Genomic DNA, 22,165 nt, shown 5'->3' on the forward strand with positions numbered 1-22,165 from the left:
TCATCTATCTATTTGTAGTGTTTTCGCTTATTGTTGCAGGCGCTTGTCCCTGCCGCATCTAACAAAAGACGCGGTGGCGAACCAGATGGCGGCGATGCCGCGGCGCGGGGAACCCTTTTGCCGCTGACGCGTTGAAGTCACCGACAGGATCAGATTGGAGGCAGTCATGAAAGTTCTCGCAGTAGCAGTCACGGTGCTGGCCCTCGGCCTTGGCGCCTGCGCCAACCAGACCCCGACTCAACAGCGTGTCACCACCGGCGCAGCCATTGGCGCGCTGGGTGGCGCGGCGGTCGGCGCCATTGCCGGCGGCGGCAAGGGTGCGTTGATCGGCACTGCCGTTGGCGGTATCGGCGGCGCGGCGATCGCCGGTGCTACGGCACCGCGTGAAGACTGCATCGCCTACGACCGCTACGGCAAGCCTTATCGCGCTGCCTGCAACTGATAGCAGGTGCGCGGCTTTTAAAGATCGCGTAGCACTTTTCACCAAGGCCCGGAGCTCCCGCTTCGGGCCTTGTCCTTTGTCAGCGCTTGAGATGACGCGTCAGGCGACGCTCCATCATTTCCCAAAGGCGTCGCAGCACCTCCACCGTGATGAGATAGATCACCGCCGCCCAGATGTAGATCTGCAGATCATAGGTCTTGGAGAAGGCGTAGCGGGTCTGCCCCATCAGGTCGAGAACGGTGATGATCGAGGCGATCGCCGACGCCTTGATCATCAGGATGACCTCATTACCGTAGGGCCTCAGCGCGGTGATCAGCGCCTGCGGGAGTATGACCTTACGCATGGTTGTGAAATGACGCAGCCCCAACGAATCGGCTGCCTGCCACTGCCCCGATGACACGGACCGAATGGCGCCCGCCAGAATTTCCGCCTGATAGGCCGCCGTATTGAGCGAGAAGGTGAGTACGGCGCAAAAATAGGCGTCGCGGAAAAACATCCAGAGGCCAACCGCCTTCAGCGCATCGGTGAACTGTCCGGCGCCGTAATAGATGAGGAAGGTCTGAGCGAGCAGTGGCGTGCCACGAAAGAAGTAGGAATAGCCAAAAGCGATCCCGCCAATGATCGGATTGTGCGACAGACGTCCGATGGTAACCGGAATCGAGATCAGCGCACCGAGCAGGATGGACAACACCACGAGATGCAACGTCACCCAGATGCCGCTCAGGATACGTGGGCCGTATTTGGCGATCTTCTCGGGATCGTAGCCGGCGACAAGCATGTAGACGATGGAAAGGCCCAGGAGTGCCCAGAGTACCAGCAAGACCAGGCCGGTAACGCGCGCACCGGTCCAGCGACGGCGGGCGGCGGCGGGCGGTCGCTGTGTGGAGGGGGCATCGACGTAAGTCATCAATGGCTCCCTTGCCCACGTTCGGCCCAATCCGATACGCGCCTTAGCCCGAAAGAAGAAATGATCGACATCACGAGATAGAGCGAGCAGGCGACGAAAAAGAAGAAGAACGCCTGCTTGGTGACGCCCACGGCGATGTTGGTATTTCTCAAGAGATCGGTGAGGCCGATCACCGACACGAGCGAGGTATCTTTCAGAAGGTTGAGCCACAGGTTAGACAGACCGGGCAGCGCCAGCCGAATGAGCTGGGGCAGGATGACCAGCAGCATGGTGCGAAAGCGCGACAGGCCGAGCGCATAGGCGCCCTCATATTGGCCTGGAGTAATGCCCCTGAAAGCCGACAGGAACACCTCGCTGGCATAAGAAGAAAACACCAGCGCCAGCGCGATCATGCCGGCAAGGTAGCTATTGACCTCGAAGGCATAGCCAAACAGCAGGCGCCAGAGTGCCGACATGGCCATCTGGCCGCCGTAGTAGATGAGGAACAGCGTCAGAAGTTCGGGCAGGCCACGAAAGATCGTCGTGTAAACGTGGGCGGCGTTGCGCAGAAGCGGTTCGGCCGAGTTTTTCGCGACGGCGATCAGAAAACCGATCAGCAAGCCCAGTGGCAGCGTGGCAACCGCCAGCGTCACCGTGACCAGCACGCCATTCGCCAGTTCATCACCCCAGCCGCTGTCGCCGAAGGACAGCAGTTCCATATAATTGGCCATCCGGCCGGTCTCCCCGTCCACGCCTCTGCCGCGATGGCCTTTCCCGCCACCACGCCTTCCCGCTATCGCGGGATCCCTTTCCTGCAACAAGCGCGGGACTGCTTTTTAAAAAGCAAATCCCGCGCCGTTTCAATCGTTGACCTTCGGTGCCCCGGCTCAGCCGCCGTAGACGTCGAAGTCGAAGTACTTCTTGTTGATCTCCTGGTACTTGCCATTGGCGCGGATCGCCTTGATCGCCGCCGTGAACATGTCACGCAGATCGGTGTCCTCCTTGCGGACGCCCGCACCTACTCCCGGGCCGTGGATCTCGGGGACGGGCTTGATGGTACCGACCAATTCGCAGCAGGCGCCGGCCTCGGTCTTCAGCCACTCGGAGAGAACAACAACATCGTCGTTGGCGGCGTCGAGGCGGCCGTTGGCAAGGTCGAGCTTGTACTCGTCGGCGGTCGGATAGGTCTTGAGCTCGCTTTTGGTCAGGACCTTCTCAACATAGTCGGCATGCATGGTCGACACCTGGGCGCCCACTGTCTTTCCGGCCAGATCATCTGGCGTGACGCCCTTGATGCTGCTGCCCTTTGGCACAGCGATGGCGGGCGGCGTGTTGTAATACTTCTCGGAGAAGTCGATGACCTTTTTGCGTTCGTCGGTGGCCGACATCGAAGCAAAGATGGCGTCGAACTTGCCGGCGAGCAGCGCCGGAATCATGCCATCCCAATCCTGAGCAACCACCTCGCATTCGACCTTCATCTCAGCGCAAAGAGCGAGCGCGATATCGACGTCGAAGCCCTTCAGCTTGCCGTCGGTATCGACATAGTTGAAGGGCGGATAGGCGCCTTCGGTACCGATGATGACCTTCTTCCACTCCTTGGCCGCGGCGCCGCCGAGCGACAATGCGAGCAAAGCCGCGGCGGTGACGAGTGTCTTGGCGAATTTCATGGTTATCCCCTGTGTTTGACCGACCGGCACATCCGACGCGAACCGGTCGCCCTACGGCGGTCGTCGCAGCCGACTGGCGGCCCCCTGCTTGTTTTCGACGCAGCCGTCGGAGGAATTGAGATCCTTCGTTGAAGCAGCCGACCGCGCCCGAACCTCTCGGCAAACCGACGCACTGCCTAAACCTTGTGCTGGCGCCGATCCGCCCGCATCTTCATCTCATTCCGTAACGGGATGCAACGGGGGACATTATTGCGCCGGCCCGGATTCTGCACGCCGGGATGACCACGGACCACCCACGCCGATCAGTTCAGTGGCCTCGGCAAGGTCGGCTGGGGTGTTGATGTTGAAGAAGGGATCGACGGCTTTCTTCCCAACGATGGTGGAGGCAAAGACAACGCTTCTGGCCTGCTCACTGGCAAGGAAAGCCCCCACCCGTCGCTCCTCACCCCCGAGGAATGCCAAAAGTCGCGGCGCTACCGAGAGCGGCCAGAGTGCGCAGAGCGGCGCTCGTCCCGACGGCCCCTCGGCAAAGACGACGGCGTCCTGATCATCCGTACCGGCTATCAGCCGCGCCGCCAAGTCGACGGGCAGAAACGGCAAATCGACCGGCGCGGTCAGCAGATGGGTCGGCCGGTTCGACAGTGCCGACGCGCGATGAAGGCCAGCGACAACGCCGGCGAGCGGCCCCTCGAAGGTTGCGGACGCATCTCGCACGACAGGAAGCTTCATGTCCGGCAAGCCAAGGTCTGGCGGCAGATTGACGGCAAGATCGCCAACATGAGGCGCCAGCGTCGTCGCGACCCGATCGAGCAGCGTCGCGCCGGCAAGTTCGATGAGCGCCTTGGGCATCCCGCCCATGCGGCTCGAACGTCCCCCTGCGAGAATGAGGCCGGCCAATTTCATCATCTGCCCAGTGAACGGCATCGGAGGAAACCGAACAACCCCATTCGAGCCGCCCGCATGATTGCCCTGCCGCAAATTCACTCCCGGTCGCTCGTGTTATGGATTAGGTAGAAGCCAAACCATTCGGAGCACGCCATGCCAAGCCTCAAGGACCAGGTCGCCGCCGCCCTCAGCAAGATCACCATGCCCGGCACCGGCAAGGACATCGTCTCGGCCGGGGCCGTGTCGGATATCTACGAGAAGGATGGCAAGGTGATGCTGTCGATCTCGGTTCCGGCCGACAAGGCCTCGCGATTCGAGCCGATCCGCGCGGCGGCTGAGACGGCTGTGAAATCCATCCCCGGCGTCACCAAGGCGACGGTCGCGCTGACCGCCGAGGTGGCGCCCGGCAGCGCACCAAAGGCAGCGCCCGCCCCGCATGGCCATTCCCACGCCGCGCCGGCGAAGAATGGCATTCCCGGTGTTAAGTCGATCATTGCCGTGGCCTCCGGCAAGGGCGGCGTCGGCAAATCGACCACGGCCGTCAACTTCGCGCTGGCGCTTTCGGCGCGTGGCCTCAAGGTCGGCATCCTCGACGCCGATATCTATGGCCCGTCCGTGCCGCGCCTGATGGGCCTTTCTGGCGAGAAGCCGGAGGTGAACGAAGATCGCACGCTGGTGCCGCTGGAAAACTTCGGCGTCAAGGTAATGTCGATCGGCTTCCTGGTCGAAGAAGAGACGCCGATGATCTGGCGGGCGCCGATGGCTGTATCCGCCCTGACGCAGATGCTGCGCGAGAGCGCCTGGGGCGAGCTCGACGTGCTGGTGGTCGACATGCCGCCGGGCACCGGCGATGTGCAGCTCACCATGGCCCAGCAGGTGCCGCTGACCGGTGCCGTCATCGTATCGACGCCGCAGGACCTCGCGCTGCTCGACGCGCGGCGCGGCGTCGCCATGTTCCAGAAAGTCGAGGTGCCCGTGCTCGGCATCGTCGAGAACATGGCCTATTTTGTCTGCCCCAATTGCGGCACTCACCACGATATCTTCGGCCATGGCGGCGCGGCGCAGGAAGCCCGCCGCATCGGCGTGCCCTTCCTCGGCGAAGTGCCGCTGGAGATGCGAATCCGCGAGACGTCGGACTCCGGCCAGCCGGTGGTCGCGACCGAGCCGAACGGCCCGCATGCCGAGTCCTATCTCGCCATCGCCGGACGCGTTCTCGACACGCTGGCCGGCAAGCCCGAGCGAGCGGCGCCACGCATCGTCATCGAATAAGACCGACCAGCAAGAAGAGCCCGGTGCTAGACTCCGGGCTCGGCGCGGCTGGCAAGCGTCTGGTGCCTGACCCGCTCGCGGTAGAAAATGTAGACGCCAGAGCCGACAACGACGGCAATGCCGATGAGTGTCAGCGGATCCAGCACATCGCCCCAGATGATCCAGCCGAGAACGATGGCGAAGGGGATGGTGGAATAGCGGAACTGGGCGACCAGAGAGATGTCGCCGTGCCGCATGGCGTCGATCGAAAACTGGACGCCGAAGATACAGCTGAGACCGGCAACCACGATCAGGCCAAACTCCATCGCGGTCATCGGCTGCCACACCTCGGTCGCCGACAAGAGGCCGCAGGCGATCGTCACCATGATCTGGGTAATCAACGTCGCCACCGACGAATTGGTCTCCGGGGCAATGAAACGGGTGGAAAGCTCGCGAACAGTGACGATGGCTACCGACAGCAAGGGCAGCAAAGCCCAACTGTTGAAGCCGTCCGGCCCGGGCCGGACAATGATCAGGATACCGCAAAAGCCGACCACTACCGACAGCCAGCGCCGCCAGCCGACAATCTCGCCAAGGACAAGCGCGCCGACCGCCGTAATTGCCAATGGAGCGCCCTGCGAGATGGCGGACGCATTGGCGATCGGCAAGTGCATCAGGCCGGAGAGATAGACAACCGTGGCAACGCCCTCGCAGATCGATCGCGTCAACACAAAACGCGAGGTCTGCGGCAGCACTTTGGGCAGAAGCCCCATTTTCCAGACCGCGACAAACACAACCACCGTGGCGATGAGAGAGCGAATGAACAGCACTTCACCGAGGGGCAGATCTTCGGCGACCGCTTTGATGATGGTATCGTTGACGAGGAAAAACAGGCAGCAGAGCAGCATCGCGATGATGCCGCGCAGCGTCTCGCGGAAATCTGTCATGGAATGGGATTTGCCTTCGAAGCGGTCGATCTCACGCGCACTATCGCTCATGGAACGATTCACGGCAAGGCAGCAACCCATGCCACGGTCGCGCCCCTGCCCATCGCAAGTTGCCAACCTTAATCGTTGATCGCCACCACCGTTCGTCCGGCGACGGTGCCCTCGACGATCCGCCGGGCGGCGGCGACGGCTTCGGTCAATGCAATCGTGCGCGTCATGGCGGCAAGGCGATCGTGATCGACGACGTCGGCGAGGTAGCGCCAGATTTCCTCCCGCCGCGCGGCCGGCACGCGGACGCTATCGACGCCGATCAGGCTGACGCCGCGCAGGATGAACGGGGCGACGCTGGCGAGGAAATCCATGCCGGCGGCGTTGCCGCAAGCGATCGCAACGCCGCCCGGCTTGAGCATCGACACAACATGCGCCAGAACCGCTGAGCCCACCATGTCGAAGGCCGCCGCCCAGCGCTCGCGGGCCAGCGGCTTTACCGGGCCGGCGAACAGATCGCGGCCGATCACCTCGGTGGCGCCCAGCCGCAGCAACCGCGCGGCTTCCTCCGGTCGCCCGGTCACGGCCGTGACGCTCCACCCCTCTTGCGCCAGCAGCATCACCGCCATCGATCCGACACCACCGGCAGCGCCGGTGACGACGACAGGACCATCGGCGGGCGTGACGCCATGACGCCTCAACCTGTCGAGCCCTTCGGCAACGGTGAGGCCGGCGGTGCCGAGCGCCATCGCTTCGACCGGCGACAAAGCCTTGGGGCGCCGCACCAGCCAGTCGCCGGAAACGCGCATTCTCTCGCTCCAGGCCCCCAGATGGGTCTCGCCGACACCCCAGCCGGTGAGAATCACTTCGTCGCCAGCAAGCCAATTCGGATTGTTCGAAGCAATCACCGTAGCCGCGGCGTCAACGCCCGGCACCATCGGCCAGCGGCGTACCACCGGCAGGCGGCCGGTGACGGCCAGGCCATCCTTGAAGTTCACAGCCGAGGCGCGCACGGCAAGAGTGACGTCGCCCTGCATCAGGTCTGATTCCGAAAGGCGCGTTAGCCGCGCAGCGGTCTTGCCCTCGGCATCCTGTTCGAGCAGCACAGCGGCGAAATCGGTCATCGTCTGTCCTTCCGTCTCTTTCCCCGCCGTTTACCACGATGTCGGCTTTGCCAGGACCTTCAAATAACTCGGAGATCGGCATTTCCAGCGGAAACGCGCCAGTCACCGCCTCCCAACCGAGAGCTATTAACGGCTTTTCAAGGTTAATCCAGCAGCATGGGCGCAGGGAGCAGTTTTCGTCTCCGTCATCGTTCGTCTCAGTTCTGTTCCCCCCGGAGGCCGTCAGTCCATGCGTCGCGTTCCTCGTACCAGAGTCCGGCCCGGACACGGGCGCGTCGGACTCGCCGCCGCCGGCGCGCTATTCGTCGCCGTGGTCGCCTTTCCCACCTCCGTTGCCTATCAGGACATCGCCAGTCTGGTCGTCGATTCCATCAACCCGACAACGCGTTGGGCGATGACGCTCGGCGTCGGCCCAGGTGGTGAGAGCACGGTGGTCTCCCCGCGCCTTGCCGACGTCAAGGACACGCCGGCCCGTCTTGAAATGAACGGCGGCTCGATCATCATCGAAGGCACCGGTGAAGTCATCACCGGCGCGGTGGGCGGTTCCGCCTTCGTGCCCGACGAGGAGCGCATCGACCGCAGTTGGAAGGGCGACCTGCCAATGACCGTGACGACGCCCCCGACCGAACGCGGCTTTTCCGCCGGCTCCATCACGCTCGGTGACGCCAGCCGCCTGACACCCCCCACCGTGCTGCCGACCATGGCTTTCGAGGCGTCGTCGGCACCGCTATCGGTTCTGGCGGTATCGAGGTTTATCAGTCCCAAGCCGAATACCGACGTCGCCGATCTCACGCCGATCCCGGTGCCGCAGCACAAGCCCGACCGGACGGAGCTGGTGGCGACTAGCTATCCATCGCGTGCCTACACTCCGGCCGAGACCGGCGCCGCCGCGTCGGCGCTGCTCGCCGCCTACGCACCCGACAGCTCGGTGGTCAGCCAGGACATGTTCGCGCCGCTGTTCGCCATGCCCGGCGACAAGCCGGCACCGCCGGCACCGGTCGTTCGCCCAGGTGACCACTGGTGGGCCGCCAACCCGCTGCCAGCCAGCGTCTGGAACGACGGAGAGCAGAAATGCCTTGCCGAGGCGATCTATTTCGAAGCCCGCTCGGAACCGCGCAAGGGCCAGATCGCCGTGGCCCAGGTGGTGCTCAACCGCGTCAAGAACCCGGCCTATCCCGACACCATCTGCAAGGTGGTCTACCAGAACCGCGATAAATACAACGAATGCCAGTTCTCGTTCGCCTGCGACGGCCGGCGTGACATCGTCTTCGACAAGTCGGCTTGGCGGAGAGCGCAGCAGGTCGCCGGCGAGGTGACGAGCGGCGCCGCCTGGCTCGACGACGTCGGCACGGCCACCCATTATCACGCCACCTACGTGCGCCCGAACTGGGCAAGCGTCTTCACCAAGAAGGCCAAGATCGGCATGCACGTGTTCTACCAGACCATCAACGGCGGCTGGAGCTGAGCGGCCGTCGCCCGTGAGGTTGATTTCAGCCTCGTTTCCTCATGGCTTCTCGCCTTTAGTGCGTCTATTCGGGGATGACATTTTTCCCCGAACCGACTAATCAGACGCAGCATTCAAAGACGACCGGCGAGCCGCCGGGAGGCCCCGAGGACCACCATGCCCGATCTTCTCATTGAACTCTTCTCCGAAGAGATCCCCGCCCGTATGCAGGCGAAGGCCGCCGACGATCTCAAGGGTCTGGTGACGAGCGGTCTGGTGGACGCCGGCTTGACCTATGAAAGCGCCGGCGCCTTTGCGACGCCACGTCGCCTCGCGCTCACCGTTCACGGCCTGAACACCCGCTCTCCCGACATCCGCGAGGAGAAGAAGGGGCCCCGCACCGACGCGCCGGCTGGCGCCATCCAGGGCTTTCTGCGTGGCGCCGGGCTCGACGACATCGCCAAGGCACGCGTCGTCTCCGACCCGAAAAAGGGTGACTTCTACGTCGCTGATCTCGTCAAGCCGGGCCGCGCCGCCGAGACGATCATCGCCGAATTGCTGCCCACCGTTATCCGCAGCTTCCCCTGGCCGAAGTCGCAGCGCTGGGGCACGGGCACGCTGCGCTGGGTGCGGCCGCTGCACTCGATCGTCTGCACCTTCGGGCCAGAAACCGAGGAGCCGGTGGTGATCGACTTCGAGGTCGAGGGCATCCGCTCGGGCAACATCACCTACGGCCACCGCTTCCTCGCCCCCGAGGCGATCAAGGTGCGGCGCTTCTCCGACTATGTCGAGAAGCTCGAAAAGGCCAAGGTGGTGCTCGATCCGGCTCGCCGCCGCGACATCATTCTGCATGACGCGCGCGATCTCGCCTTCGCCTCCGGTCTGGAACTGGTCGAGGACGAGGGCCTGCTTAACGAAGTGGCCGGCCTCGTCGAATGGCCGGTGGTGCTGATGGGCGCCTTCGATCCCGCCTTCCTCGACGTGCCGGACGAGGTGATCCGCGCCACCATCCGCGCCAATCAGAAGTGCTTCGTGCTGAAGGATCCGAAAACCGGACGCCTCGCCAATCGCTTCATCCTCACCTCCAATATGGCAGCGACCGACGGTGGCGCCACCATCATTGCCGGCAACGAACGCGTCATCCGCGCGCGTCTGTCGGACGCCAAGTTCTTCTGGGACGGCGATCTCGCCATTCCCTTGGAAACGCTGGTGCCCAAGCTCGAAGGCATCACCTTCCACGAGAAGCTCGGCAGCCAGGGCGACCGCGTGCGCCGCATCGTGGCCCTCGCCCGCGAGATCGCGCCGCAGGTCGGCGCCGACGCGGACAAGGCGGCCCGCGCCGCCCTGCTCGCCAAGGCGGACTTGCTTTCCGGTGTCGTCGGTGAGTTCCCCGAGGTGCAGGGCTTGATGGGGCGCTATTACGCCGCTCATGCTGGCGAGGACGCAGCCGTCGCCGCCGCCATCGAGGAGCACTGGAAGCCGCAGGGCCCGTCCGACCGCGTACCGGCAGCGTCGGTCTCCATCGCCGTGGCGCTCGCCGACAAGCTCGACACGCTGGTCGGCTTCTGGACGATCGACGAGAAGCCGACGGGGAGCAAAGACCCGTTTGCGCTTCGCCGGGCAGCGCTGGGCGTCATTCGCATCATCCTCGACAATGGCGTGCGCCTGCCGCTCAATGCCTATTCAAACAAGACGCCTGATCTGCTCAACTTCTTCGCTGATCGCCTGAAGGTGCAGCTTCGTGAGCAGGGCAATCGCTTCGACCTCGTCGATGCCGTGTTTGCCCTCGGCGGTCAGGACGACCTGCTGCTGATCGTCAAGCGTGTCGAGGCGCTGGGCGCGCTGCTCGCCAGTGACGACGGCAAGAACCTGCTCGCCGGTTACAAGCGTACCGCCAACATTCTGAAGGCCGAAGAGAAGAAGGGCACCGCCGTCGCCGCCGCCGTCGATGCCAGCCTGTTCAAGGAGGCCGAGGAAAAGGCGCTGGCCGCCGCCATCGAGACGGCTGCCAAGGCCGCGCACGATGCCGTCGCCGCCGAGAATTTCGAGGGCGCCATGAAGGCTCTCGCCACGCTGCGTGCGCCGGTCGATGCCTTCTTCGACAAGGTCCTGGTCAACGACACCGACGCTGACGTGCGCGCCAACCGCCTTGCCCTTCTGACGGTGCTGCGCGACGCCTGCCATCAGGTGGCCGACTTCTCCAAGATCGAAGGCTGAAGCCTCGTCATTTCTGACGGAAAAGCCGTCCGCCGATGTTGGCGGGCGGCTTTTTTTGCCCTCGCCCGGAGTTTCGGGGCATTGGAGTCAACTTTAAATCGTTATAATTGTGAATGTGGTCTTTTTGCGCGCATTTGCCATGAAAAGACTTGGCATATAAGACTTTCGGCGTATGCTGATCTGAATATCTTTCGCTAACGGATGAGCGCTGTTGACCTTTTCGCTGTTCTCTCCGCACGACCGCCTCGCCTCCCTCCTCCTGCCCCATTCGGGTGGTTGCGTTTGCACCACAGACGGCAGCCATGACTTTTCGCACCTCTTGCGGGTGTGGAAGAACGCGACCGTCATCTCCGATAATGAAGGCGGCGATACCGAGATTCTGGCGGCGGCGGTGCTGCTTCATGATTGCGTCGCGGTCGAGAAGAACTCGCCGGATCGCCCCCGTGCTTCGCGGCTGTCAGCCCGAAAAGCGCGTGGCATCCTTGCCGATATCGGCTGGGAAGAGGAACGACGGGAAAAGGTGGCCCATGCCATCGAGGCGCACAGCTTCTCGGCCGGCATCGAACCGACCACGCTGGAGGCTCGCATCCTGCAGGACGCCGACCGGCTCGACGCCATCGGCATGATCGGGGCGGCTCGCTGCTTCTACGTCGCTGGCCGGCTCAATAACCACCTTTACGATGCCGGCGACCCCTCAGCCGAGGACCGGCCGCTCAATGACAGTCGCTTCGCGCTCGATCACTTCATGACCAAGCTGTTCAAGCTCTGCGATGGCTTCAAGACGGCAACTGGTCGGCGGCTCGCAGCCGAACGCCATGCTCGGCTGCAGCGCTTCTACGACGATCTGCTGGAAGAGATCTGAGAGCCTAACCCGAAACCCTACTGGGGCGGGCATCTAGCTTCGATTTCTGCGCTTCCGGTGCTCACGGACAGAAAGTCCGCTCCGGTTCTCGAAACCATCGCCATCTGCCGCACCCCAGCGAATTTCGAGCTAGGCTCTGAAGGCGCGACCTTCAGAGCAGCCCCTTCAATCGGATAAGCCCGAGCGCGGCGACCGTGGTCGCGTCGCGGATGATGCCGCTGGCGATCATCGCGTCGACCTCGGAAATTGGAAAAGCGCGCGCAATCAAGTCGGCCTCCTCGGCTTCGAGGGCGGCGGCACCCTGCTCCAACTCCTCGGCCAGGAAGACGTGGTAGCGTTGCGAGGAATAGCCGTAGGCAAGGAAGAGGTCGCCAACGCGCGTCATCTTCCTCGCGACAATCCCCGTCTCTTCTGAGAGTTCGGCGCGGGCAACCTCTTCTGGGGGCACATCCGGCCGCGTTTCCCAGGAGCCTTGCGGCAGTTCCCAATAGCGACCGGCGACCGGATAGCGGTACTGCTCGACGAGGTGGATAAACCCACGCACCCGATCGATGGCCGCGATGGCAACGAAATCCGGCTTTTCAACCACGCCATAAATGCCATGCGAACCGTCCGGCCGCTCGATGGCATCCTCGCGGACGCGCATCCAGCGGTTTTCGTAGACGATCCGGCTGTCTGTGGCGCGGATGTCCGACACCTCAGACCAAGCCGTGCTCGGCCATCCAGGCAGAGGTGATGGCGGCCTGACTGCGCGACGTGATTTTCAGCGTCTCGAGGATCTTGCCGACATGCGCCTTGACGGTGGCTTCGGAGATACCGAGCTGGTAGGCGATCTGCTTGTTGAGAAGACCGTCGCCGAGGAGCTGGAACACCTTGAGCTGCTGTGGCGACAGCTGGGCTACCAGCGCCGAACGCTCCAGCACCGCCTGTGACACGGCTGAATTGTCGGCGCCGACTTCAATGATCGTGCCGCCGTCGAGCACCGTTTCAATGGCCGCCGCCAGCATGTCTTCCGAGGACCGCTTGCCGATGAAGGCACGGCAGCCGAGATCGAGACAACCCTGCGCCAGTTCCTCGCCGGAATTGGACGAATAAACGGCAACGAAGGCTTTTGGCGCCAGCGAGCGAATATGCTTGATGGTGTCGAGGCCGCGCATGCCGGGCATAACGAGGTCGGTGATAACCAGTGTGTTTTCGCCGGTGTCCAGAACGGCATCGGCAAGTTCGTCATAGCTGGTGGCAAGAATCGGCTGCCGGAAACCGAAGCGCTTCTTCAGAATGCGCACCACCGCCGACTGGATAATCGGATGGTCTTCGGCAACAATCGCCGTCCAATTCTGGCCGACATCGGCCGACTGCGCATCTTCTACCCGCTCGTTCATCAATCCACCCTACCCGCTAGAACAAAATGACCATTACATATTTGGATAATTGGGTCCTCCCGCTCCCTCCGGGACCGCCCAATCAATGTTTTGGTTAGGGTCCTTGATATCACAAGTTTTGCAGTGAACACAGTTTGGGGCATTAATTACATAACGTGGTCCAGCAGTTGGCTCGTCTATCCACTCATAAACGCCAGCCGGGCAGTAGCGGGCCGATGGACCAGCAAAAACGTCAAGTTCCGAGACCCTCTGCAAGTCCGGATCCAGCAATTTCAAATGCACCGGCTGGTTCTCTTCATGCGCGGTGCCCGACAGGAAAACCGACGACAGCCGATCGAAAGTGAGCTTGCCGTCCGGCTTCGGATAGGTGATCGGTTTGAAACGCGCGGCCGGTTGGAGGCAATCGGCGTCGGTCTTGCCGTGTAACAAGGTGCCAAAGGGCGAGACGCCGAACATGGTCTCCAGCCACATGTCGAGGCCACCGAGACCAATGCCCAGAAGCGTGCCGAACCGCGACCACAGCGGTTTGACGTTGCGCACGCGTTTCAAGTCCTTGCCGATGGCGGACTCTCGCCAGCCAGCATCGTAGGGCGTCAGCTCGTCGCCCGCGCGGCCGGCGGCGACGGCCTCGACGATGGCGTCGGCGGCGAGAATGCCCGACTGCACGGCATTGTGGCTGCCCTTGATGCGCGGCACATTCATGAAACCCGCCGAACAGCCAATCAGCGCACCACCGGGGAAGACGAGCTTGGGAACCGATTGCCAGCCGCCCTCGGTGAGGGCCCGCGCACCATAGGCGACGCGCTTGGCACCCTCGAAAGTACCGCGGATCAGGGGATGCGTCTTGAAGCGCTGAAACTCCTCGAAGGGAGAAAGATAGGGATTGTCATAGTTGAGGTGGACGACGAAGCCGACGGCCACCTGATTATTCTCGAGATGATAGAGGAAGGAACCACCACCGGTGCCGCCACCGAGTGGCCAACCGAAGGAATGTTGCACAAGACCGGGCTTTGCCTTGTCCGGCGCGACATCCCACAGCTCCTTGATGCCGATCCCGAACTTCTGCGGCTCCCGCCCCTCATCGAGCCGATAACGAGCGATCAGCATCTTCGATAACGAGCCACGCGCGCCCTCGGCGAACAGCGTGTATTTGGCCAAAAGCGCCATGCCGCGCTGGAAATTGGCGCCGGGCGTGCCATCCTTGCGTACTCCCATATCGCCGGTGGCAACACCGATGACCTTGTTATCGTCGTCATAGAGCACTTCGGCGGCGGCAAAGCCCGGATATATCTCGACACCGAGCGCCTCGGCCTTCTGGGCCAGCCAGCGGCAGACGTTGCCCAGCGACACGGCATAGGCGCCATGGTTGCTCATCAGCGGCGGCAGCAGGAAATTCGGCAAACGGATGCCGAACTTTTCAAACAGGAAGGAAAAGCGATCGTCGGTGACCGGCGTCTTGAAGGGGCTGTCCGGATCGTCGCGCCAATCGGGCAGGAGCGCCGAGATGCCGGAGACGTCCACAACGGCGCCGGAGAGGATATGGGCGCCGACTTCCGAGCCTTTTTCGAGCACCAGCACGGCGATATCCTGACCGTTGGCGGCCGCCTGCTGCTTTATCCGGATGGCAGCGGCAAGGCCGGCTGGCCCGGCACCAACGATCACCACGTCGAACTCCATGGATTCGCGCTCGGGCAGCTCGGTGGTCATGAATGTCTCTCTTTCGGGCAGATGATCGCCAGTGGAGCGTGCATCATCCGCGCCAACGTCTCGTGGCAGAGCTAGGGTGAAAACACGGATCTCAGCACCGAAGCCCTTCAACCACGATCTTTGGATGCGATCAAACGCTTTCGAACCAGATCCCGGGAGCCCCAAGCTCAGGCTGCGGCGTTTCCTCTGCGATCATCCTGTTCTATAGAAGGGCCATGCCGTCCGATCCAACGTCCCCCTCCCCCGGCCTCGACGCCGCCGCAGCTCTGCTCGACTGGTATGCGGCGATGGGTGTCGACGTGACGCTCGCCGACGCGCCGCTCGATCGGTTCGAGGAAAGCGCCAAGGCGAAAGCGAGGGCGGAAAGCCAGATCGCCCAGCGGCAGTCGCCGCAGCCAGAAGGCCGGCGACCGGTTCCGGCGCTTGAACTCCCCTCGCAAGGGGCGACAGTCCGTCCGATCATCGCGGCGGGCCAGACGGCGCAGGTGCCGACCGAAGCCACTGTGATGCAGGCGCGGGCGGCCGCCCAATCGGCGAAGACGCTCGACGAACTCAAGGCGCTGATCCAGGCGTTCGATGGCTGCAATCTCAAGCTCACCGCCAAGAACACCGTGTTCGCCGACGGTAACCCGGCGGCAAAGCTGATGCTGATTGGCGAAGCTCCCGGCCGCGACGAGGACATCGAAGGGCTGCCCTTTGTCGGCCGTTCCGGTCAATTGCTCGATCGCATGCTGAATGCCATTGGGTACGGCCGCAGCCAAAACGCCTACATCGCCAATGTCATCTACTGGCGCCCGCCGGGCAACCGCGACCCTTCCGACGTGGAGATCGCCATCTGCCGACCATTCATCCTGAGGCAGATCGAGCTGATCAACCCGCAGCTGATCGTATTTCTCGGTGCACAGCCGGCCAAGGCGCTGCTCGGCGGCGAAGCCGTCAAGCAGGGTATCAACAGGCTGCGCGGCCGTTGGTGCGAGCTGGAAATCGGCGACAAACGTTTCAAGGCGCTGCCAACCTTCCACCCGGCCTATCTCCTGAGAACCCCGATCAAGAAGCGCGAGGCTTGGCGGGATTTTCTGACGGCCAAGGTGTTTCTCGAAAATGGCGGCATGCTGCCACCGGCTTGATAACAAGCAGAAGGCGGCAACCCTGTGGGGTCACCGCCTTTGAATTTTATCGGCTCGATGCCGAAATCAGTTCAGCAGCTTACCGGCCACCGACGCGACGCGGGCACCATAGGACCGGGCCGTTTCCAGATCGCCAGAGGGAACCTCATCGGTGCCGGCGTCCGACGGCGTCGAGACCAACAGCCCGACGGAACCACCGAGGTTATTGACGTCACTGCGGGTCGACGCCTTGGTGTTGGCCGGCGCTAGGCCGAGACTCACCCAGATACCGCCGTGCTGAGAAGCCAGCGTCTGCAGGCCGATGAGCGTAACCTGCTTGTCGCCGTTGAGGCTGGCGGAATTGGTGAAGCCGCCGAACACCTTGTCCTGCCACTTGCGGGTAAACCAGGCCTTCGAGGTGGCGTCGGCAAACTTCTTGAACTGCCAGCTCGAGTTGCCCATGTAGGTCGGCGTGCCGAAGATGATGGCGTCGGCTTCGTCCAGCTTGGCCCAGCCCGCTTCGCTGACATTGCCTTCGGCGTCGATGGGGACCAGATCGGCGCTAGCGCCGGCGGCGACTTCCTTGGCGACCACTTCCGTATGCCCATAACCAGAATGATAAACGATCGCGACCTTAGCCATTTGTGATCTATTCCTTTTGAGGGCAATGCCCCGCTTCGATGAGCGCCGTGATGCGGCGTTTAACTGGCAGCAACTCGGAGGGCCGTGATCGGTCCTTAGCAAAAGTGCTTAATCCGAATTGTGGTCATAGGAATAGTTTCGCGAGGTGACGGCTTCAAGAAAAGCCATTCCGCACCGCGGTCAACATACTGTCAACTGATAGTGAACAGAAGTCCCGACGCGCCATCGGTCGGCGTCGCGTCGATGAAACAGAGAGAATTCGCCAGTCGGTCTGTAAGCCGGGTTCTGTGAGCGGTTTCCCGCCCGACGACCATTCATCTGGGGCGGCCGTTGCCGGACGCCTCGTGCAACCAACCCGGACGACTGGCCCGGAAACGGGCTGGGCTTTCGCCCGCGTCATCCCTATTCGGTCTTGCTCCCGGTGGGGTTTACCATGCCGGTCCCGTTGCCGGTCCCGCGGTGGTCTCTTACACCACCTTTTCACCCTTACCCCGGCGCACCGGGGCGGTTCGATCTCTGTGGCACTTTCCCTAAGGTCGCCCTCGCCGGGCGTTACCCGGCACCGTGTTTCCGTGGAGCCCGGACTTTCCTCCCGGACGGGCTTTCGCCACTTGTCCGCGCGGTCGTCCAACCGACTGGCGCAAGCCGTGTTGCACGCCCCCGCCGGAAGGTCAAGGTGCGAGCTATCACCCGCCGGCGATTGCTTGGCTCTATCGGCCTCAATCGCCGGCGGGCCTCCGGCCCTTGGCTTTCGCTTCGCTTTCGTCTTTCGGCAGGCCGCGCACCCGAAAGACTTACTTCGCGCGGCGCCAAAGGCGGCTTCAGAGCGAGGCAACGTAGGTCGTCACTTCCGAGCAGTAAGCACGTGACGTGCGGTTCATGCGCGTTGCGCCATGCCCCGCATTGTAGCGAAGAACGGTACCGCAGGTATCGCCGCCGGCCAGCTTGTAGGCCCCGGCCAAATAGGCCATTCCCCACTTAAGGTTGGTCTCGACGTCATAAAGCCCAGCGGTCGTGCCGGTGTAGCCAAGGGCGCGAGCGGTCTGCGGCTTGATCTGCATGAGGCCGATCTCGCCGTGACGGCCACGCGCCTTGGGATTGAATCGGCTCTCGTGGCGGATCACCGCCTCGGCCAACTCAGCCGGCAAACCGGCGGCCTTTGCGTGGGCGGCGATGCGGCCGCGAAGAGTGGAACCGGGACCGCCGTTCGGAGCGGAGGTGTCGAATTTCTCGGCTGTAACCGCGTGCGATCTGTTCTTCACGCCGAACAACAGTTCGAAAATACTATCCGGCTTTTCGGCGTCGTCGACAGGGATCGGAGCATCTGCCTTGGCGGACCGGGCAGTGTCTGCCATGGCGGGCACCATAAGAGTGCCTGTAAAAAGAAGCGTGGCGGTCACAAACGTTTTGATCGGGCTCATGCGGTCTCGTTTCCATTGCCTCCCAGCGGGGCAAGGAACTGCCGGACGAATCGGGCCATGCGGGGCCGTCAATGTGGCGCATGCCAGCCATGCGGCCGCGAAATCGTCCGCATCTTCGCCGCATTATTTGCGCAGCCAGCAAAGGATCAGGCCGTCGCGGAGGCCTCGAAAGCGGCGGCTACACGGGTCAGCGTATCCATGGTCGAAGCATCGGCACGGCCGTCGATTCGGGCCGGTCGCCAGTGGCGCTGAAAGGCGCGAACGACGGTCTCTGTGCTTTCGTCGAAAATCCCGGAAAGCGGAGCGTCAAAGCCTATACCAAGGAGAAGCCGCTGGAGTTCCAGCACCTTTTCGTCCTCATCACCCCGAGCGAACGCCAAGCCGTGATCCAGCGGCGCCGGAGATACCCAAAGGCCGATGCCGAAAGCTGCGCACCACTCCCAAGGGAACAGTTCACCCGGATCTTCCTTGCGATCGGGGGCGATATCGGAATGGGCGACGACGTGATGGGGGGGATGAAATGGCGGGAAAAGATCGAGCGGCATAGCCCGATGACCGCCTCAATCTGCCGGTCCGGAAATGGACGATATCCAAACTCATGGCCGGGATTGGCGACCTCTATGCCGATGGAGCGCGAGTTGAGGTCGGTAAGGCCCCGCCAGAAAGAACGACCGGCATGCCAGGCGCGGCGACTCTCGTCGACCAGTTGGAAAACGTGGCCGTCCTCGAACACGACGTAGTGGCTCGACACCTGCGAGCGCGGATCGCACAACCAGTCGCGAGCGCCCTCTTCCGAGCGCATGCCGGTGTAGTGAAGAACCAGATGATCGATGGCGCTGCCCGGCGGGCGATGGCCTGAATTGGGTGAAGACCAGGCGCGACCGATATCGTGAGGGCTCATTGCGGCGGCTGCAGCTTCTTCCACGAGAGCGTCGGAAAGTCGTAAAGCGCACCACTATGTCCATCAGTTGCCTCGAGGATCGAGACGATATGAGGGGCGAGGTCGGCGGGGGTTGCGAGCGTATCCGGGTCCTCGCCGGGCATGGCCTGGGCGCGCATGCGCGTCCTGAGCGGTCCGGGGTTGAGGAGATTGACGGCGATACCGAAGTTTTTGACTTCCTCGGCATAGGCCATGACAAGGGCGTTGAGAGCCGCCTTTGAAGCGGCATAAACGCCCCAGAAGGGCGCGCCTTTCCAGGCAGCGGCCGACGACACGAACAGACAGCGGCCGGCCTGCGACTGGCGAAGCAGCGGATCAAGCGAACGGATCAGCCGGTAATTGGCGGTGACATTGACGGCGAACGCCTGATCCCATTTCTTCGGATCGATGTGCCCCACCGGAGCAAGTCCGCCCCCCAGAAGACCGGCGTTGCCGAAGAGCGCGTCGATCCGGCCGAAACGCTGGCTCAGCGCCGCGCCGAGTTCATCGATACGCGAGGGATCGGCAAGATCGACCGGTACGAGCGAGGCAGAGCCACCGACGTCACGGATGGCGTCATCAAGTTCCTCAAGACCGCCCTGCGTGCGGGCGACGGCCACCACATGCCAACCGGCCCGGCCAAGTGCCAGCGCCGCCTCATAACCGATGCCACGCGAGGCGCCGGTTACGACCACGATGCGTTTTTCGATCACCTCGTTCCTCCCCGTAGGCACTCAGCCGGCGTCGGCCAGAAGCGAAAGCTGACGCACCGGGCCGGAGCCCGCGGCGTCGGTCAACGCGGTCGGATATTCGCCAGTGAAACAGGCATCGCAATACTGCGGGTGCTCATTGTCGCGAGCGGTGGAACCGACGGCGCGATAAAGGCCGTCAATCGACAGGAAGCCGAGACTGTCCACCTGGATGTAGCGCGTCATCTCCTCGATCGACATGCGCGACGCCAAAAGCTTGCCCTTCTCGGGTGTGTCGACGCCGTAGAAGCAGGAATCGGTGGTCGGCGGCGAGGCGATGCGCATGTGCACCTCGGCCGCTCCTGCCTCGCGCATCATCTGAACGATCTTCAGCGAGGTGGTGCCGCGCACGATGCTATCGTCCACCAGCACGATGCGCTTGCCCTCAATCACCGTGCGGTTGGCGTTGTGCTTCAGCTTCACGCCCATGTGGCGGATGGTATCGGTCGGCGCGATGAAGGTACGGCCGATATAGTGATTGCGGATGATGCCGAAATCGAAGGGTATGCCGGATGCTTCGGCAAAACCGATGGCGGCCGGCGTGCCGCTGTCGGGCACCGGGATCACCACATCGGCATTGGCCGGCGTTTCGCGGGCAAGTTCGGCGCCGATGCGCTTTCGCACCTGGTAAACCGACGTACCGCCATAGACCGAATCCGGCCTAGCGAAATAGACATGTTCGAAGATGCAGAACCGCGACGGCCGCCGCTCGAACGGACGAAGACTCTCGATGCCGCGCTCGGTGATCACCACCATTTCGCCAGGTTCAACCTCGCGCACGAAATGGGCGCCGATGATATCCAGCGCGCAGGTCTCGGACGCGAGGATGGCGGCGCCGTCGAGGTCGCCGAGGATCAGCGGCCGGAAGCCGTAGGGATCGCGGCAACCGATCATCTTCTCCTGGCTCATGCAGACGATGGAATAGGCACCTTCCACGGCACGTAGCGCATCGACCAGCTTATCGACCATCGCCGCCTTCTGGCTGGTGGCGACGAGGTGGAGGATCGTCTCGGTATCGGAGGTTGACTGGAAGATGGCTCCCCGGCGCTGAAGATCGCGCTGGATCGTCATGGCATTGGTCAGGTTGCCGTTGTGGGCCAGTGCAAATCCGCCGACCGACAGCTCGGCGTACAGCGGCTGAACGTTGCGAAGGCCGGAACCACCAGTGGTGGAATAGCGTGTATGGCCGATCGCCCGATCACCTGTCAGACGGCCCAGCACCTTGGCCTTGGTGAAGTTATCACCAACAAGGCCGATGTGTCGCTCAGTGTAGAATTCCTTGCCGTCGAAAGTGGTGATGCCGGCGGCCTCCTGGCCGCGGTGCTGCAAGGCATGTAACCCCAGGGCAGCAAGCGCAGAAGCGTTTTCCACGCCGAAGACGCCGAAAACGCCGCATTCCTCATGGAATCGATCGTCATCATCGGCAGCGAACGGGTCGAGGGTGAAATCGTCCATGGTTGGCCTACCCACTTTCGAGATTTCATCTGATCCCGGCTGATTGCTTCACAAGGCCGGGGATGCTGGAAGTCTGCGGCGCTCCGCATCTCCAAATATGAACCGCAAGACCCGACCCGAGCAGTCGGATTTCGCTTCGGCGACGCGTCGTTTCGATCCGCGTTCAGGAACGCCCGAAGACCGTCGCGCAGGCAGGCATATAATGCATTCGGCGCTGTCTTCAAAACGTCAAATGCGCCGGACGGATCCGACGCATTCGCATATCGTGCTCAAACGACCGCTCAAGGCTTGGGTTTGGTGGTCGATTGAATGAGTTGGTCGAGGCCGTTTTGCTCGCCCTGCTTGTAGGCACCATCGCTCGGCGCGGCATTGCCAGGGGCCACGTCGCTTGGCGCAGCGTCGTCGGCCGGCGGCTGGCTTTCTTCGCCATCGGGTACAGGCGTGCCATCGTCAACGCTTGGATTCTGGAACTGGTCGAGGATCTTCTTTTCAGGATCCTCAGGCAACGCCGCCATCAGCTTGGCGCCAAGCGCATTGAGCAGCGGCCGGGACTTGGCCTGGGCCACCCATGCCGGCTGAGACGCCTCGTCATGAATGAACCAGTTGAAGAACAGCATGCCGACGACGACCAGCAGGAGGCCGCGCGCCGCGCCAAATACGAAGCCCATCGTGCGGTCGAGCGGGCCGATACGGCTGTCGAGCACGAAGTCGGAGATGCGCATGGTGATGAAGCTGACGATGATCAGCGTAATCACGAAGACGCCACCAGCGGACGCCACCATCGCCAGCTGCTTTTGCGAAATATGCGGCTGAACGTAAGGCAACACATGACCATAGAGGAGGAAGGCGGCGACCGCGGCAGCAACCCAGGCGGCGATCGACAGCACCTCACGCACGAAGCCACGGATCATGGCGAGCAACGCCGAGATCAGCATGACCACGATGAGGATCCCGTCGAGTAGCGTAATCGACATCTTTGCCCCTTTGGCGGCCGAAGTCCGGCCCCTGATTCCTTCACGCCGATATCGAATTAACGGTAATGGCCCGAACTCGCAAATTCAATCAACGGACAGC

General features: G+C 62.8%; 20 protein-coding genes, 1 other RNA gene and 1 pseudogene. 6 read left to right on the forward strand and 16 right to left on the reverse strand.

Annotated features, from left to right (window positions below; all coding sequences use genetic code 11):
• Positions 1–166: 166 nt before the first annotated feature.
• Positions 167–442 carry a glycine zipper domain-containing protein gene (locus AB6N07_RS19495; protein WP_370674716.1) on the forward strand — a complete coding sequence of 92 codons (276 nt, stop codon included), beginning with the start codon at positions 167–169 and terminating at the stop codon, positions 440–442.
• Positions 443–521: 79 nt separating this feature from the next.
• Here AB6N07_RS19495 and AB6N07_RS19500 read toward each other — a convergent pair whose 3' ends face one another.
• From AB6N07_RS19500 to mobA, 4 genes are all read right to left on the reverse strand, one after another.
• Complete coding sequence (locus AB6N07_RS19500; RefSeq protein WP_370674717.1) at positions 522–1,349, reverse strand: ABC transporter permease; 828 nt, start codon at positions 1,347–1,349, stop codon at positions 522–524.
• Positions 1,349–2,059, reverse strand: coding sequence for an ABC transporter permease (locus AB6N07_RS19505; RefSeq protein ID WP_370674718.1), 711 nt, complete (start codon positions 2,057–2,059; stop codon positions 1,349–1,351). Before AB6N07_RS19505 ends, AB6N07_RS19500 begins: the two co-directional genes overlap by 1 nt.
• Before the next feature lie 156 nt (positions 2,060–2,215).
• Positions 2,216–2,995: an ABC transporter substrate-binding protein gene (locus AB6N07_RS19510; RefSeq protein WP_370674719.1), complete on the reverse strand. Its 780-nt coding sequence runs from the start codon at positions 2,993–2,995 to the stop codon at positions 2,216–2,218.
• A gap of 246 nt (positions 2,996–3,241) precedes the next feature.
• Positions 3,242–3,919: a molybdenum cofactor guanylyltransferase MobA gene (gene mobA, locus AB6N07_RS19515; RefSeq protein ID WP_370674720.1), complete on the reverse strand. Its 678-nt coding sequence runs from the start codon at positions 3,917–3,919 to the stop codon at positions 3,242–3,244.
• Between the two features lie 114 nt (positions 3,920–4,033).
• Between mobA and apbC the strand changes: the two genes are divergently transcribed.
• On the forward strand, positions 4,034–5,149 hold the full coding sequence (gene apbC / locus AB6N07_RS19520; RefSeq protein WP_370674721.1) for an iron-sulfur cluster carrier protein ApbC: 1,116 nt from the start codon (positions 4,034–4,036) through the stop codon (positions 5,147–5,149).
• A gap of 26 nt (positions 5,150–5,175) precedes the next feature.
• On the opposite strand, the gene AB6N07_RS19525 is transcribed toward apbC, so the two are convergent.
• Both AB6N07_RS19525 and AB6N07_RS19530 read right to left on the reverse strand, forming a co-directional pair.
• Complete coding sequence (locus AB6N07_RS19525) at positions 5,176–6,126, reverse strand: DMT family transporter (RefSeq protein ID WP_370674722.1); 951 nt, start codon at positions 6,124–6,126, stop codon at positions 5,176–5,178.
• Between the two features lie 68 nt (positions 6,127–6,194).
• Complete coding sequence (locus AB6N07_RS19530) at positions 6,195–7,187, reverse strand: MDR family oxidoreductase (protein WP_370674723.1); 993 nt, start codon at positions 7,185–7,187, stop codon at positions 6,195–6,197.
• Between the two features lie 229 nt (positions 7,188–7,416).
• Here AB6N07_RS19530 and AB6N07_RS19535 point away from each other — a divergent pair, with 229 nt between their 5' ends.
• The 3 genes from AB6N07_RS19535 to AB6N07_RS19545 all read left to right on the forward strand — a co-directional run bounded on the left by AB6N07_RS19535 (position 7,417) and on the right by AB6N07_RS19545 (position 11,710).
• Positions 7,417–8,652: a cell wall hydrolase gene (locus tag AB6N07_RS19535; protein WP_370674724.1), complete on the forward strand. Its 1,236-nt coding sequence runs from the start codon at positions 7,417–7,419 to the stop codon at positions 8,650–8,652.
• 156 nt (positions 8,653–8,808) lie between these two features.
• On the forward strand, positions 8,809–10,848 hold the full coding sequence (gene glyS / locus AB6N07_RS19540) for a glycine--tRNA ligase subunit beta (protein ID WP_370674725.1): 2,040 nt from the start codon (positions 8,809–8,811) through the stop codon (positions 10,846–10,848).
• 211 nt (positions 10,849–11,059) lie between these two features.
• Complete coding sequence (locus tag AB6N07_RS19545) at positions 11,060–11,710, forward strand: HD domain-containing protein (RefSeq protein ID WP_370674726.1); 651 nt, start codon at positions 11,060–11,062, stop codon at positions 11,708–11,710.
• A gap of 151 nt (positions 11,711–11,861) precedes the next feature.
• Here AB6N07_RS19545 and AB6N07_RS19550 read toward each other — a convergent pair whose 3' ends face one another.
• The 3 genes from AB6N07_RS19550 to AB6N07_RS19560 are packed head-to-tail and all read right to left on the reverse strand — an operon-like array spanning position 11,862 to position 14,799.
• A complete protein-coding gene (locus AB6N07_RS19550) occupies positions 11,862–12,407 on the reverse strand; it encodes an NUDIX domain-containing protein (protein ID WP_370674727.1) in 546 nt (181 codons plus the stop codon).
• 1 nt (position 12,408) lies between these two features.
• Positions 12,409–13,092 (reverse strand): LuxR C-terminal-related transcriptional regulator, encoded by a 684-nt coding sequence (locus AB6N07_RS19555; RefSeq protein ID WP_370674728.1) that lies wholly within the window; start codon positions 13,090–13,092, stop codon positions 12,409–12,411.
• 33 nt (positions 13,093–13,125) lie between these two features.
• Positions 13,126–14,799: an electron transfer flavoprotein-ubiquinone oxidoreductase gene (locus AB6N07_RS19560; protein WP_370674729.1), complete on the reverse strand. Its 1,674-nt coding sequence runs from the start codon at positions 14,797–14,799 to the stop codon at positions 13,126–13,128.
• A gap of 215 nt (positions 14,800–15,014) precedes the next feature.
• Here AB6N07_RS19560 and AB6N07_RS19565 point away from each other — a divergent pair, with 215 nt between their 5' ends.
• A complete protein-coding gene (locus tag AB6N07_RS19565) occupies positions 15,015–15,926 on the forward strand; it encodes a uracil-DNA glycosylase family protein (protein ID WP_370674730.1) in 912 nt (303 codons plus the stop codon).
• A 66-nt stretch (positions 15,927–15,992) separates the two neighbouring features.
• Here AB6N07_RS19565 and AB6N07_RS19570 read toward each other — a convergent pair whose 3' ends face one another.
• From AB6N07_RS19570 to AB6N07_RS19600, 7 genes and pseudogenes are all read right to left on the reverse strand, one after another.
• Entirely contained in the window at positions 15,993–16,547 is a 555-nt protein-coding gene (locus AB6N07_RS19570; RefSeq protein ID WP_370674731.1) for a flavodoxin family protein, read from the reverse strand.
• A gap of 258 nt (positions 16,548–16,805) precedes the next feature.
• An RNA gene (gene rnpB / locus AB6N07_RS19575) (RNase P RNA component class A) lies at positions 16,806–17,186 on the reverse strand.
• Positions 17,187–17,368: 182 nt separating this feature from the next.
• Positions 17,369–17,902 (reverse strand): lytic transglycosylase domain-containing protein, encoded by a 534-nt coding sequence (locus AB6N07_RS19580; protein WP_370674732.1) that lies wholly within the window; start codon positions 17,900–17,902, stop codon positions 17,369–17,371.
• A gap of 212 nt (positions 17,903–18,114) precedes the next feature.
• A pseudogene (locus AB6N07_RS19585) lies at positions 18,115–18,869 on the reverse strand (N-acetylmuramoyl-L-alanine amidase).
• Complete coding sequence (locus AB6N07_RS19590) at positions 18,866–19,600, reverse strand: SDR family NAD(P)-dependent oxidoreductase (protein ID WP_370674733.1); 735 nt, start codon at positions 19,598–19,600, stop codon at positions 18,866–18,868. The pseudogene AB6N07_RS19585 and the gene AB6N07_RS19590 overlap by 4 nt, the downstream one beginning before the upstream one ends.
• Positions 19,601–19,621: 21 nt before the next feature.
• Positions 19,622–21,091, reverse strand: a complete 1,470-nt coding sequence (gene purF / locus AB6N07_RS19595) for an amidophosphoribosyltransferase (RefSeq protein ID WP_370674734.1) — start codon at positions 21,089–21,091, stop codon at positions 19,622–19,624.
• A 281-nt stretch (positions 21,092–21,372) separates the two neighbouring features.
• Positions 21,373–22,065, reverse strand: a complete 693-nt coding sequence (locus AB6N07_RS19600; protein WP_370674735.1) for a CvpA family protein — start codon at positions 22,063–22,065, stop codon at positions 21,373–21,375.
• Between the last annotated feature and the right edge of the window lie 100 nt (positions 22,066–22,165).

Origin of the sequence: Pleomorphomonas sp. PLEO (assembly GCF_041320595.1) — a bacterium.
Lineage (GTDB): Bacteria > Pseudomonadota > Alphaproteobacteria > Rhizobiales > Pleomorphomonadaceae > Pleomorphomonas.

Coding starts and splice junctions, on each gene's coding strand:
- AB6N07_RS19565 (WP_370674730.1), top strand. CDS start 15,015: ATGCCGTCCGATCCAACGTCCCCCTCCCCCGGCCTCGACGCCGCCGCA.
- AB6N07_RS19560 (WP_370674729.1), bottom strand. CDS start 14,799: ATGACCACCGAGCTGCCCGAGCGCGAATCCATGGAGTTCGACGTGGTG.
- AB6N07_RS19570 (WP_370674731.1), bottom strand. CDS start 16,547: ATGGCTAAGGTCGCGATCGTTTATCATTCTGGTTATGGGCATACGGAA.
- AB6N07_RS19600 (WP_370674735.1), bottom strand. CDS start 22,065: ATGTCGATTACGCTACTCGACGGGATCCTCATCGTGGTCATGCTGATC.
- AB6N07_RS19525 (WP_370674722.1), bottom strand. CDS start 6,126: ATGAGCGATAGTGCGCGTGAGATCGACCGCTTCGAAGGCAAATCCCAT.
- AB6N07_RS19555 (WP_370674728.1), bottom strand. CDS start 13,092: ATGAACGAGCGGGTAGAAGATGCGCAGTCGGCCGATGTCGGCCAGAAT.
- mobA (WP_370674720.1), bottom strand. CDS start 3,919: ATGCCGTTCACTGGGCAGATGATGAAATTGGCCGGCCTCATTCTCGCA.
- AB6N07_RS19500 (WP_370674717.1), bottom strand. CDS start 1,349: ATGACTTACGTCGATGCCCCCTCCACACAGCGACCGCCCGCCGCCGCC.
- AB6N07_RS19510 (WP_370674719.1), bottom strand. CDS start 2,995: ATGAAATTCGCCAAGACACTCGTCACCGCCGCGGCTTTGCTCGCATTG.
- AB6N07_RS19530 (WP_370674723.1), bottom strand. CDS start 7,187: ATGACCGATTTCGCCGCTGTGCTGCTCGAACAGGATGCCGAGGGCAAG.
- purF (WP_370674734.1), bottom strand. CDS start 21,091: ATGGACGATTTCACCCTCGACCCGTTCGCTGCCGATGATGACGATCGA.
- AB6N07_RS19580 (WP_370674732.1), bottom strand. CDS start 17,902: ATGGCAGACACTGCCCGGTCCGCCAAGGCAGATGCTCCGATCCCTGTC.
- AB6N07_RS19495 (WP_370674716.1), top strand. CDS start 167: ATGAAAGTTCTCGCAGTAGCAGTCACGGTGCTGGCCCTCGGCCTTGGC.
- AB6N07_RS19535 (WP_370674724.1), top strand. CDS start 7,417: ATGCGTCGCGTTCCTCGTACCAGAGTCCGGCCCGGACACGGGCGCGTC.
- AB6N07_RS19505 (WP_370674718.1), bottom strand. CDS start 2,059: ATGGCCAATTATATGGAACTGCTGTCCTTCGGCGACAGCGGCTGGGGT.
- apbC (WP_370674721.1), top strand. CDS start 4,034: ATGCCAAGCCTCAAGGACCAGGTCGCCGCCGCCCTCAGCAAGATCACC.
- glyS (WP_370674725.1), top strand. CDS start 8,809: ATGCCCGATCTTCTCATTGAACTCTTCTCCGAAGAGATCCCCGCCCGT.